We start from the raw sequence: 11,121 nt of genomic DNA on the forward strand, positions 1-11,121 counted from the left end.
TTTAACTTTACGATTTTAGGCCATGACTTTTGCAATTAAAGGGTTGATGTAAAGTAATGTGTACGTATTTTGGATTGAAATCTTTACTTAATGTGATATCGTTGTGTCACCTCTTCGAGGAAAACCACTATCGCAAACGAGTTTGACAGGATCGCAATCATGCAAAAAGACGCGCTGAACAACGTACATATCACTGACGAACAGGTGTTAATCACCCCGGATCAACTGAAGGCGGAATTCCCGCTGAGCGTCGCGCAGGAAGCTCAGATTGAGCACTCGCGCCAGACCATTTCTGACATTATCGCTGGCCGCGATCCGCGCCTGCTGGTGGTATGTGGTCCTTGCTCTATTCACGATCCTGAAACCGCCATTGAGTACGCTCGTCGATTTAAAGCATTAGCGGAGGAGGTCAGCGATAGCCTCTATCTGGTGATGCGCGTCTATTTTGAGAAGCCACGTACGACCGTTGGCTGGAAAGGGTTGATCAACGATCCGCACATGGATGGCTCGTTTGATGTGGAAGCCGGCCTGAAGATTGCGCGTCGCCTGCTGGTAGAGCTGGTCAGCATGGGGCTGCCGCTGGCAACCGAGGCGCTGGATCCGAACAGCCCGCAGTACCTCGGCGATCTGTTTAGCTGGTCTGCGATTGGGGCGCGCACCACCGAGTCACAAACCCACCGCGAGATGGCGTCTGGCCTGTCTATGCCGGTTGGTTTTAAAAACGGTACCGACGGCAGCCTGGCCACGGCGATTAACGCCATGCGCGCCGCCGCCATGCCCCATCGTTTTGTCGGGATCAACCAGGCGGGCCAGGTATGCCTGCTGCAAACGCAGGGCAACCCGGACGGGCATGTGATCCTGCGCGGTGGTAAAGCGCCAAACTACAGCCCGGCGGATGTCGCGCAGTGTGAAAAAGAGATGGAACAGGCGGGACTGCGTCCGGCGCTGATGGTAGATTGCAGTCATGGTAATTCGAATAAAGATTACCGTCGCCAGCCTGCGGTTGCAGAATCTGTGATTGCTCAGATTAAAGATGGCAACCGTTCAATTATCGGCCTGATGATTGAAAGTAATATTCATGAAGGCAATCAGTCATCGGAACAGCCGCGTAGCGCGATGAAGCCCGGCGTCTCGGTCACCGATGCCTGCATTAGCTGGGAAACCACCGATGCGCTGCTGCGTGAGATCCACAAAGATTTGAACGGCCAGCTGGCGACGCGTCTGGCATAAGAGGGTAGTTATGGTTGCTGAATTGACCGCATTACGCGATCAAATTGATGAAGTGGATAAGGCGTTGCTGGATCTTCTGGCGCGCCGCATGGCACTGGTTGCTGAGGTCGGCGAGGTTAAAAGTAAATACGGACTGCCGATTTACGTTCCGGAGCGTGAGGCCTCTATGCTCGCCTCCCGCCGTAAAGAGGCGCAGGCCCTGGGCGTATCACCTGATTTGATTGAGGACGTCCTGCGTCGCGTGATGCGGGAGTCCTATTCCAGCGAAAACGACAAGGGCTTCAAAACCCTCTGTCCGTCGCTGCGCCCGGTGGTTATCGTCGGTGGTGGCGGGCAGATGGGGCGTCTGTTTGAGAAAATGCTGACGCTTTCTGGCTATCAGGTGCGTATTCTGGAGAAAGAGGACTGGTCGCACGCGCCGGAGCTGATGAAAGACGCCGGAATGGTTATCGTCAGCGTGCCGATCCATGTGACGGAGCAAATAATCGCGAAACTTCCTCCGCTGCCGGAAGATTGCATACTGGTGGACCTGGCCTCCGTTAAAAATGGTCCGCTACAGGCAATGCTGGCGGCGCACACTGGCCCCGTGCTTGGGTTACACCCGATGTTTGGCCCGGACAGCGGAAGCCTGGCGAAGCAGGTAGTGGTTTACTGTGACGGACGGCAGCCGGAAGCCTACCAGTGGTTCCTGGAACAGATCCAGGTCTGGGGAGCACGTTTGCACCGCATTAGCGCGGTAGAGCATGACCAGAACATGGCGTTTATTCAGGCGCTGCGCCACTTTGCAACCTTCGCCTATGGGCTGCACCTGGCGGAAGAGAACGTTCAGCTTGAACAATTGCTGGCGCTTTCCTCGCCAATCTATCGTCTGGAGCTGGCGATGGTCGGGCGACTGTTTGCCCAGGATCCGCAGCTTTACGCCGACATCATTATGTCGTCTGAAAATAATCTGGCGCTGATCAAGCGCTATTATCAGCGTTTTGGCGAAGCGATCACCTTGCTGGAACACGGCGATAAACAAGCCTTTATCGACAGTTTCCGTAAAGTGGAGCACTGGTTCGGTGATTACGCCACGCGATTCCAGAGTGAAAGCCGCACGCTGTTGCGCCAGGCAAATGACAGTCGCCAGTAATGCGATGATGTATATACTGAAAGCCAGCATTGCTGGCTTTTTTCATTTTGGGGAACTGTCATGGCTGAACCGCAGCTGCTGTTGAACTATACCGGGCATCTGCCCGAATGCCCGACGTGGAGTGCAGAAGAGAAGGCGCTCTACTGGGCGGATATCCTGGAAGGGGAGATCCATCGGTACCATCTGCCCACCGCAGAGCTCTCGGTGCTCTCATTCCATGAAGAAGTTGGGTGTTTTGCCCTGCGTGAACGCGGCGGATTTATCGTCGCGATGCGAAACGCCATCTGGCTGACCGATAAGCACGGCCTGCTACAGCGTAAAGTTTGCGATAACCCATCCAACCCGCAGCTTGCACGCTTTAACGATGGCGGTACCGATCATCAGGGACGGTTTTATGCGGGCACCTTCTGGGGGCCGGGAGATTATAACGGCGCCATGCTGATGCGTATCGACAACGACCTGACGCCGAAAGTGATCCAGTGCGATATTCACGGGCATAACGGTTTAGCGTTTAGTCCTGACAAACGATGGATGTTTACTTCTGATACGCCGAACGGTGTGATCTACCGTACGCCGCTTGATGAGCAGGGGGAACCCGGTAAGCGCGAAGAGTTTCGCCGGTTTAGCGAGGGAGAAGGTATACCCGATGGAGCGGCAATGGATGAGGAAGGCTGCTACTGGAGCGCACTGTTTGACGGCTGGCGTATCGCACGGTTTTCACCGCAAGGCGAACAGCTGGAAGAGTATCGGCTGCCGGTACGCTGCCCGACAATGGTCTGCTTTGGCGGCGACGATATGAAAACGCTGTTTATCACCACCACGCGGGAAAATATGGAGGCGGAGGAGCTGGCGAAATATCCGCTTTCCGGTGCCATCTTCACCCTGCCTGTAAATGTGGCAGGGATGAAGAAAAGCCGCTTTATCGAACGTTAAGCCGGATCGACCGGGACCACGTTTTCGCTCGGATAGCAGCCCAGCACTTTCATGGAGCGTGTGATCTCGCCCAGTTCGCGCAGGGCTTTCTGCATGGACGCAGACTCCAGGTTGGCCTGAACGTCGAGATAAAACATTTCTTCCCACGGGTTGCCATGTATTGGGCGGGATTCCAGCTTCGTCATGATCAGGTTGTGATTACGCAGCACCAGCAGCGCTTCAACCAGCGCACCCGCCTGCTGGCCGGTCGCCATCAGCAGGGTGGTTTTCGCCGGGACCTGGTCCGACACGTTGATGGCCTTGCGGGCCAGAACCACGAAACGGGTGATATTCTGCGTCTGGTTGGCCAGATTGCGTTCCAGCACCTGTAAGCCATACAGCGCGCCGCCCGCTTCGCTACCGAGAGCCGCGACGGCAGAAGAGTTTGCCTGCGCCACTTTTTCCATCGCCGCCGAGGTGCTTTCGGTGTATTCAATTTTCCAGTGCGGATAACGGTTCAGGAACTGGCTGCACTGCTGGAACGGCTGCGGGTGGCTGTACACCGTTTCGATCTGACTCAGATCGGTTGAGCCAGAGACCAGCACGCAGTGATCGATAGGGATAGTCAACTCGCCGACTAACGACAGGCTGGTGTGCTGGAGCAGATCGTAAACATCGTTGATGGCGCCGGAACTGGTGTTCTCAATAGGCACTACGGCGTAATCTGCCTGGCCGGTTTCGACCTGGTTGAAGATGTCTGCAAATTTCGCGCAGCCGCTCTCAATAAACTCTTCGAAATGGCGGGCTGCGTACTGGCGAGCTGCCAGGTGAGAATAGGACCCTTTCGGGCCGAGGAAAGCGATACGAGCAGAGTGCGGGTTGGTTTTGTTCAGATGCTGCTGGAGCAGGGCTTGTTGCGTCAGAACGGAGTCTTCGATGATGAGCTGGAACAGGCGGGTGATGTAGTGCGCATCCAGATGATGCGCTTTGCCGAGTTGAATCAACCGTTCCAGTAAATCACGTTCGCGATCGATATCGCGCACCGGCCGATGGGACTCGAGCTTGGCTTTGCCCACTTCAACGGCGAGCGCCCGGCGTTCTGCCAGCAGGGCCAGTAATTTTTCGTCGAGTGCACTGATTTTTACGCGTAAATCCAGGAGCGGGTTTTCCGGTGTCATAGTGTTGTCTGTCTCATTTTATCGTTATCAATAAAAAAGGCCTCCCGGTGTGGGAGGCCTTGTTGTTCGTCTTCGCATTCTTTATCACACGACGAAACGCCTCCCGGTCAGGGGAAGGTAAAAAAGAATGCGAAGAAAAACGGCGTCTGTTTCATAAGGTCATCCTGAAATTGATAGGGTTAAAGTACCTGCACTGTTTTGATCCTGTCAATAAAAAACGCGCCCGAAGGCGCGTTGTCGGTACACTCAATTTTAGAGGATTACTCTTCTTCAACTTCTTCCGCGAAGCTGGCGTCTTTCACCGAGGTTGCGGCGCGACGTGCTTCACCTTTGTGTTGCACTTTATTGAGCTGCCGTTCCAGCTTGTTGATCAAATCGTTAATTGCAGTGTACATATCCTCGTGTTTTGCGCTGGCGACCAGATGGCCGTTTGGAGTATTGATAGTTGCATCAGCGATGAAACCCTGCGGCTCCTTGGACAGGATGATATGTGGATTAATCAAATGTGTTTGCCATTTATCCAGTTTGGCGAGACGGTCTGCGACGTGCTGGCGGATTGCCGGAGTAATTTCCATTTGTTTACTGGTAATGTTCATTGTCATAAATTTTACCTCTTGTCTTTCCGTCTTGGTGATTCCAGCATACCCGACCTAATGTCAAAATGTGTGATTTGGATCACGTTATTTTGTCGGTTTTTGTCAGGGAATCTTTTTTGTGAGGCAGGGCAGGAAGAGGTGAGATTTACCTTGTCGAAGCCAACAATTGCGGTCATAGTTGAATGGATGTGTTGAAGCTAAACCGCTTCAGCGTAAGTCTGAAAGAATAAAAAAACGGCAGCCCGCGGGCTGCCGTTATGCATTGTAGCGGTATCAGGTGTTGCTGCTGTTCGCGGCGATGATTTTCGCCACTTTGTCAGCCTGAGCCGTCATCTGCATCTGGCGATACGCATTCTCCATCAGCTTCAGGCCATCACGCGTGGCCTGCGTATCCGGATAATCACGCAGCATGCCTTCTACACGGTTAACCACGGCAACCCATGCGCCACGGCGGGTGTAGTATTCCGCAACGGAGTACTCATATTTCGCCAGACGATCTTTCAGGAACACCAGACGCTTAGTGGCATCGGTAATGTACTGGCTGTTCGGGTAGCTACGCACCAGCTTGGAGAAGTCATTGAAAGCATCACGCGCATGTTGCGGGTCACGGTCGGAACGATCCACCCCGAAGAAGCCCTGCAATGCACTGTCATCCAGCGCCATGTTAGTCAGGCCGCGCATGTACATCACGTAATCGATGTTAGGATGGGTAGGGTTCAGACGCATGAAACGATCGATCGTTGCCTGAGCCAGCGGCAGATCGGCATTTTTGTAGTAGGCGTAGATAAGATCTAACTGTACCTGCTGCGAATACGGGCCAAACGGATAGCGATTATCCAACGCTTCCAGTTGCGTTATCGCCTGTTTCCAGTTACCGTCCTGCAACTTTTGTTGTGCAGTCGCATAGATTTCATTCGGCGGATTGTCAGGGACCTGTTCATTCGAACCGGAGCAGCCCACCAAAGCCAGGCTCAACGTGGCCGCTGCCACCAGATATTTCATGCGCGTCATGACGTTTTGACTTTCCTCAAATGTTTGTCCGGGAGAAACTCAGTTCCTGCTCCCGATTAAGACCAGCTACAATAGCACACTATATTAAACGGCAAAGCCGTAAAACCCAACGTTAAACGAAGAAGCAGTTTATGGCACAACGAGTAGAACTCACCGCAACAGTCTCCGAAAATCAGCTCGGTCAACGCTTAGATCAGGCTTTGGCCGAATTGTTCCCTGATTATTCGCGTTCACGCATAAAAGAATGGATCCTTGACCAGCGCGTGCTGGTAAACGGCAAGATCTGGGACAAACCAAAAGAGAAAGTGTTTGGTGGGGAAGCTGTCGCCATCAATGCTGAAATCGAAGAGGAAGTCCGCTTCGAGCCGCAGGATATCCCGCTGGATATCGTCTACGAAGATGACGATATTCTGGTCATCAACAAGCCGCGCGACTTTGTTGTTCATCCGGGCGCGGGCAATCCTGACGGTACGGTACTTAACGCTCTCCTTCATTATTATCCGCCGATTGCCGACGTACCGCGTGCCGGTATCGTTCACCGTCTGGATAAAGACACCACGGGTCTGATGGTGGTGGCGAAGACGGTCCCAGCTCAGACTCGCCTGGTGGAATCTTTGCAATTGCGCGAAATTACCCGTGAGTATGAAGCGGTGGCGATTGGTCATATGACCTCTGGCGGCACGGTGGAAGAGCCTATCAGCCGTCACCCAACCAAGCGTACGCATATGTCCGTACACCCGATGGGTAAACCGGCGGTAACCCACTACCGCATCATGGAACATTTCCGTATTCATACGCGCCTGCGTCTGCGCCTGGAAACCGGGCGTACTCATCAGATCCGCGTGCACATGGCGCATATTACCCATCCGCTGGTGGGTGACCCGGTTTACGGCGGTCGTCCGCGTCCACCAAAGGGCGCATCGGATGAATTCATCTCCGTGCTGCGTAAATTCGATCGCCAGGCGCTGCATGCGACGATGCTGCGTCTTTATCACCCAATTACTGGAATTCAGATGGAATGGCATGCGCCGATCCCACAGGATATGGTGGAACTTATCGACGCGATGCGCGCAGATTTCGAAGAACATAAGGATCACGTGGACTGGTTATGACCAAACTGATTGTCCCGGCGTGGCCACTTCCTGAAGGCGTGGCCGCCTGTAGTTCAACCCGTATCGGTGGCGTGAGCCAGGGCGCGTGGGAGTCTCTGAACCTCGGTGCGCACTGTGGCGATAACCTGGAGCACGTTGAAGAGAACCGTAAACGCCTCTTTGCTGCGGGAAACCTTCCTTCAAAACCGGTCTGGCTTGAGCAGGTGCACGGTAAAGCGGTGCTGAAGCTGACGGGGGAGCCCTATGCGTCTAAGCGCGCCGATGCTTCGTACAGCAATACGCCGGGAACGGTTTGCGCGGTGATGACTGCTGATTGCCTGCCGGTGTTGTTCTGCAATAAGGCAGGAACTGAAGTGGCTGCTGCCCACGCCGGATGGCGAGGCCTGTGCGAAGGCGTGCTGGAAGAGACCGTTGCCTGCTTCCATGACGATTCTGCAAATCTCATCGCCTGGCTTGGCCCGGCGATTGGCCCGCAGACGTTTGAGGTCGGGCCCGAAGTGCGCGATGCCTTTATGGAAAAAGATCCGCAAGCGGTCGAAGCGTTTGTGGCTTCCGGAGATAAATATCTGGCCGATATTTATCAGCTTGCCCGCCAGCGCCTGAATAACGTCGGCGTGACCCAAATCTTCGGCGGAGATCGCTGTACCTTCACCGAAAAGGGTGATTTTTTCTCCTATCGCCGCGACAAGACGACAGGTCGTATGGCAAGTTTCATTTGGCTGATATAACCTAAAGAATCAAGACGATCCGGTACGCGCCGTTTTCTTTTCACATAATTCAGGTTATTAACCTTGAATAATTGAGGGATGACCTCATTTAATCTCCAGTAGCAAATTTGACCTGTTATGGGAGGAGTTATGCGTCTGGATCGTCTTACTAATAAATTCCAGCTTGCTCTCGCCGATGCCCAGTCCCTCGCACTGGGGCACGACAACCAATTTATCGAACCTCTTCATTTAATGAGCGCCTTGCTGAATCAGGAAGGGGGATCGGTACGTCCTTTATTAACGTCCGCTGGCATTAATGCCGGCCAGTTACGCACCGCCATCGATCAGGCGCTGAGCCGTTTACCGCAGGTAGAAGGTACCGGCGGCGACGTGCAGCCGTCGCAGGATCTGGTGCGCGTGCTGAACCTTTGCGACAAGCTGGCGCAAAAACGTGGGGACAACTTTATTTCGTCAGAGCTGTTTGTTCTGGCGGCGCTTGAATCACGCGGTACCTTAACCGACCTGCTGAAATCCGCCGGTGCAACCACCGCTAATGTGACCCAGGCGATTGAGAAAATGCGCGGAGGTGAAAGCGTGAACGACCAGGGAGCCGAAGACCAACGTCAGGCTTTGAAGAAATTTACGGTCGACCTGACCGAACGTGCCGAGCAGGGCAAACTTGACCCGGTAATCGGCCGTGACGAAGAAATTCGTCGGACTATCCAGGTACTGCAACGTCGTACCAAAAACAACCCGGTGCTGATTGGTGAGCCTGGCGTCGGTAAAACCGCCATCGTTGAAGGGCTGGCGCAGCGTATCGTTAATGGCGAAGTGCCCGAAGGGCTGAAAGGCCGTCGCGTACTGGCGCTGGATATGGGCGCGCTGGTGGCCGGGGCGAAATACCGCGGTGAATTTGAAGAGCGTCTGAAAGGCGTGCTGAACGATCTGGCGAAACAGGAAGGTAACGTCATCCTGTTTATCGACGAACTGCACACCATGGTGGGGGCGGGTAAAGCTGACGGCGCAATGGATGCCGGGAACATGCTGAAACCTGCGCTGGCGCGTGGTGAACTTCACTGCGTCGGCGCCACTACGCTGGACGAGTATCGTCAGTACATTGAAAAAGATGCCGCGCTGGAGCGTCGCTTCCAGAAGGTGTTTGTCGCTGAACCAAGCGTAGAAGATACCATCGCCATTTTGCGAGGACTGAAAGAGCGTTATGAGCTGCACCATCACGTGCAGATCACTGACCCGGCCATCGTTGCGGCGGCGACGCTTTCGCATCGTTACATTGCCGACCGTCAGTTGCCGGATAAAGCCATCGACCTTATCGATGAAGCGGCGTCCAGCATCCGTATGCAGATTGACTCGAAACCGGAAGAGCTGGACCGACTCGATCGCCGCATTATCCAGCTCAAGCTGGAACAGCAGGCGCTGAACAAAGAGTCTGACGAAGCGAGTAAGAAACGCCTCGATATGCTTAACGAAGAACTGGACGAGAAAGAGCGTCAGTATTCTGAGCTGGAAGAAGAGTGGAAAGCTGAGAAAGCCTCACTCTCTGGCACCCAGACAATCAAGGCGGAGCTGGAGCAGGCGAAAATTGCCATTGAGCAGGCCCGTCGCGTAGGAGATCTGGCGCGGATGTCCGAGCTACAGTACGGCAAGATCCCTGAGCTGGAAAAACAGCTTGAGATCGCCACGCAGTCGGAAGGCAAAACCATGCGTCTGTTGCGTAATAAAGTGACGGATGCCGAGATTGCCGAAGTGCTGGCGCGCTGGACGGGTATTCCTGTGGCTCGCATGATGGAAAGCGAACGTGAGAAACTGCTGCGTATGGAGCAGGATCTGCATCAGCGCGTCATTGGACAGAACGAAGCGGTCGAAGCGGTATCTAACGCCATTCGTCGTAGCCGTGCGGGGCTGTCCGATCCGAATCGTCCAATCGGCTCGTTCCTTTTCCTGGGGCCAACCGGTGTCGGTAAAACTGAGCTGTGTAAAGCGCTGGCTAACTTTATGTTCGACAGCGATGACGCGATGGTGCGTATCGATATGTCCGAGTTTATGGAGAAACACTCCGTCTCGCGTCTGGTCGGTGCGCCTCCGGGATATGTCGGTTATGAAGAGGGCGGTTACCTGACGGAAGCGGTTCGTCGTCGTCCTTATTCCGTCATCCTGCTGGATGAAGTGGAAAAGGCTCATCCTGACGTGTTTAACATTCTGTTGCAGGTGCTGGATGATGGGCGTCTGACGGACGGGCAGGGAAGAACGGTCGACTTCCGTAACACGGTGGTGATCATGACCTCGAACCTGGGTTCCGATTTGATTCAGGAACGCTTCGGTGAGCTGGATTACAGCCATATGAAAGATCTTGTGCTGGGTGTGGTCAGCCAAAACTTCCGTCCGGAGTTCATCAACCGTATTGATGAAGTGGTCGTGTTCCATCCGCTGGGCGAGAAACACATCGCGTCGATTGCGCAGATCCAGTTGCAGCGTCTGTACAAACGTCTGGAAGAGCGTGGGTATGAAATCCACATTTCCGACGATGCGCTGAAACTGCTGAGCGAGAATGGTTACGATCCTGTTTATGGTGCGCGTCCGTTAAAACGTGCTATCCAGCAGCAGATCGAAAACCCGCTGGCACAGCAAATCCTCTCTGGGGAGCTGGTTCCGGGCAAAGTTATTCGTCTGGAAGCCAACGACGATCGCATTGTGGCAGTGCAGTAAGTCACAAAACGCAAAAACGGGCCGCTTGCGGCTCGTTTTTGTTTAAAAACCAGGCGAAAATTGAGGTCTGGGATGTGATTTGCCTGGAAAATGAGCGGTCAGTAAATAATTTTCACTTTATCCTTGCAGGTTCGGAATTACTCCCTATAATGCGCCTCCACTGACACGGAACAACGGCACGCAAGCCGCCGGGTCAGCAGAGAAAAGCAAAACAAACGCTTGACTCTGAAGCGGGAAAGCGTAATATGCACACCCCGCGCCGCAGCGAAAACGAAGCGGCACTGCTCTTTAACAATTTATCAGACAATCTGTGTGGGCACTCAAAGTGACATGGATTCTTAATGTCTTCGGACAATAAATGAATACCAAGTCTCTGAGTGAACATACGTAATTCATTACGAAGTTTAATTCACGAGCATCAAACTTAAATTGAAGAGTTTGATCATGGCTCAGATTGAACGCTGGCGGCAGGCCTAACACATGCAAGTCGAACGGTAACAGGAAGCAGCTTGCTGCTTC

10 protein-coding genes, 1 rRNA gene and 1 other annotated feature are annotated in these 11,121 nt (G+C 53.8%); of the genes, 7 read left to right on the plus strand and 4 right to left on the minus strand.

The features are described from left to right. Positions 1-159: 159 nt before the first annotated feature. From aroF to ACOTWU_RS07305, 3 genes are read left to right on the plus strand one after another with little or no spacing between them, the layout of a single operon-like run. Positions 160-1,230, plus strand: a complete 1,071-nt coding sequence (aroF, locus tag ACOTWU_RS07295; protein WP_006811632.1) for a 3-deoxy-7-phosphoheptulonate synthase AroF — start codon at positions 160-162, stop codon at positions 1,228-1,230. A 10-nt stretch (positions 1,231-1,240) separates the two neighbouring features. Further along, on the plus strand, positions 1,241-2,362 hold the full coding sequence (tyrA, locus tag ACOTWU_RS07300) for a bifunctional chorismate mutase/prephenate dehydrogenase (RefSeq protein ID WP_006811631.1): 1,122 nt from the start codon (positions 1,241-1,243) through the stop codon (positions 2,360-2,362). 60 nt (positions 2,363-2,422) lie between these two features. After that, on the plus strand, positions 2,423-3,295 hold the full coding sequence (locus ACOTWU_RS07305) for an SMP-30/gluconolactonase/LRE family protein (protein ID WP_032669370.1): 873 nt from the start codon (positions 2,423-2,425) through the stop codon (positions 3,293-3,295). Here the strand turns inward: ACOTWU_RS07305 and pheA are convergent. The 4 genes from pheA to bamD all read right to left on the minus strand — a co-directional run bounded on the left by pheA (position 3,292) and on the right by bamD (position 6,059). Beyond that, positions 3,292-4,452, minus strand: a complete 1,161-nt coding sequence (gene pheA / locus ACOTWU_RS07310; protein WP_015571567.1) for a bifunctional chorismate mutase/prephenate dehydratase — start codon at positions 4,450-4,452, stop codon at positions 3,292-3,294. The genes ACOTWU_RS07305 and pheA overlap by 4 nt on opposite strands. 30 nt (positions 4,453-4,482) lie before the next feature. Next, positions 4,483-4,608, minus strand: a sequence feature (Phe leader region). Beyond that, positions 4,560-4,607 (minus strand): pheA operon leader peptide PheL, encoded by a 48-nt coding sequence (gene pheL / locus ACOTWU_RS07315; protein WP_100229775.1) that lies wholly within the window; start codon positions 4,605-4,607, stop codon positions 4,560-4,562. Its footprint overlaps the feature before it by 48 nt. A 104-nt stretch (positions 4,609-4,712) precedes the next feature. After that, positions 4,713-5,054 carry a ribosome-associated translation inhibitor RaiA gene (gene raiA / locus ACOTWU_RS07320; protein ID WP_003863162.1) on the minus strand — a complete coding sequence of 114 codons (342 nt, stop codon included), beginning with the start codon at positions 5,052-5,054 and terminating at the stop codon, positions 4,713-4,715. 267 nt (positions 5,055-5,321) lie between these two features. Further along, positions 5,322-6,059, minus strand: a complete 738-nt coding sequence (gene bamD, locus ACOTWU_RS07325) for an outer membrane protein assembly factor BamD (RefSeq protein WP_003863164.1) — start codon at positions 6,057-6,059, stop codon at positions 5,322-5,324. A gap of 131 nt (positions 6,060-6,190) precedes the next feature. On the opposite strand from bamD, the gene rluD reads away from it, so the two are divergent. The 4 genes from rluD to ACOTWU_RS07345 all read left to right on the plus strand — a co-directional run. Then, positions 6,191-7,171: a 23S rRNA pseudouridine(1911/1915/1917) synthase RluD gene (gene rluD, locus ACOTWU_RS07330; protein WP_017383977.1), complete on the plus strand. Its 981-nt coding sequence runs from the start codon at positions 6,191-6,193 to the stop codon at positions 7,169-7,171. Continuing rightward, on the plus strand, positions 7,168-7,899 hold the full coding sequence (gene yfiH, locus ACOTWU_RS07335) for a purine nucleoside phosphorylase YfiH (protein WP_126498831.1): 732 nt from the start codon (positions 7,168-7,170) through the stop codon (positions 7,897-7,899). The genes rluD and yfiH overlap by 4 nt, the downstream gene beginning before the upstream one ends. Before the next feature lie 129 nt (positions 7,900-8,028). After that, positions 8,029-10,602 (plus strand): ATP-dependent chaperone ClpB, encoded by a 2,574-nt coding sequence (gene clpB, locus ACOTWU_RS07340; protein ID WP_017692862.1) that lies wholly within the window; start codon positions 8,029-8,031, stop codon positions 10,600-10,602. 426 nt (positions 10,603-11,028) lie between these two features. Then, positions 11,029-11,121: ribosomal RNA gene (locus ACOTWU_RS07345) — 16S ribosomal RNA — on the plus strand; the annotation flags it as partial.

This window comes from Enterobacter cloacae complex sp. GYL001 (assembly GCF_049237125.1).
GTDB classification, from domain to species: Bacteria; Pseudomonadota; Gammaproteobacteria; order Enterobacterales; family Enterobacteriaceae; genus Enterobacter; species Enterobacter hormaechei_C.

Coding starts and splice junctions, on each gene's coding strand:
- aroF (WP_006811632.1), top strand. CDS start 160: ATGCAAAAAGACGCGCTGAACAACGTACATATCACTGACGAACAGGTG.
- tyrA (WP_006811631.1), top strand. CDS start 1,241: ATGGTTGCTGAATTGACCGCATTACGCGATCAAATTGATGAAGTGGAT.
- ACOTWU_RS07305 (WP_032669370.1), top strand. CDS start 2,423: ATGGCTGAACCGCAGCTGCTGTTGAACTATACCGGGCATCTGCCCGAA.
- pheA (WP_015571567.1), bottom strand. CDS start 4,452: ATGACACCGGAAAACCCGCTCCTGGATTTACGCGTAAAAATCAGTGCA.
- raiA (WP_003863162.1), bottom strand. CDS start 5,054: ATGACAATGAACATTACCAGTAAACAAATGGAAATTACTCCGGCAATC.
- bamD (WP_003863164.1), bottom strand. CDS start 6,059: ATGACGCGCATGAAATATCTGGTGGCAGCGGCCACGTTGAGCCTGGCT.
- rluD (WP_017383977.1), top strand. CDS start 6,191: ATGGCACAACGAGTAGAACTCACCGCAACAGTCTCCGAAAATCAGCTC.
- yfiH (WP_126498831.1), top strand. CDS start 7,168: ATGACCAAACTGATTGTCCCGGCGTGGCCACTTCCTGAAGGCGTGGCC.
- clpB (WP_017692862.1), top strand. CDS start 8,029: ATGCGTCTGGATCGTCTTACTAATAAATTCCAGCTTGCTCTCGCCGAT.